The sequence below is a fragment of the Streptomyces sp. NRRL F-525 genome (genome assembly GCF_000716605.1).
Lineage (GTDB): Bacteria > Actinomycetota > Actinomycetes > Streptomycetales > Streptomycetaceae > Streptomyces.
The window spans coordinates 1-358 of the sequence record NZ_JNXE01000171.1 but is presented as its reverse complement, the minus strand read 5'-3'; the positions used below and the strand labels follow the sequence as shown (position 1 = coordinate 358).

The 358-nt window shown below is 70.1% G+C and carries 1 protein-coding gene; it reads left to right on the top strand.

The genetic code is table 11. The features are described 5' to 3' along the window. Window positions 1–141: 141 nt before the first annotated feature. Window positions 142–358, top strand: a 217-nt coding sequence (locus OO69_RS53450; protein WP_033287429.1) for a thiamine pyrophosphate-dependent enzyme, incomplete at its 3' end; no start/stop codon positions are given.

Genomic DNA, 358 nt, shown 5'->3' with positions numbered 1-358 from the left:
GCTCAACCTCCTCGACGTGTTCGGCCTGCGCCACACCGTCTTCGACCCGAGCGACCCCCACGGCTCCGTCGAGCGCTGCCTCGCGGCCGCCGAGGACGGACGCACCACTCCCGTCCTCATCGTCAAGGAAGGCATCTGAGCATGTTCGGCATCCAGGACGCGATCCGCGCGGTCACCGAGAAGTTCCCCACGTCCCTGTACGTGTCCACCTGCGGGTTCATCACCCGCGACCTCTACAACACCGCCGACCGGCCCGAGAACTTCTACCTGGTCGGGTCCATGGGCATGGCCGCCCCCGTCGGCCTGGGCGTGGCGCTGGCCCGGCCGGGCCGCCACGTGGTCGTCCTCGACGGCGACG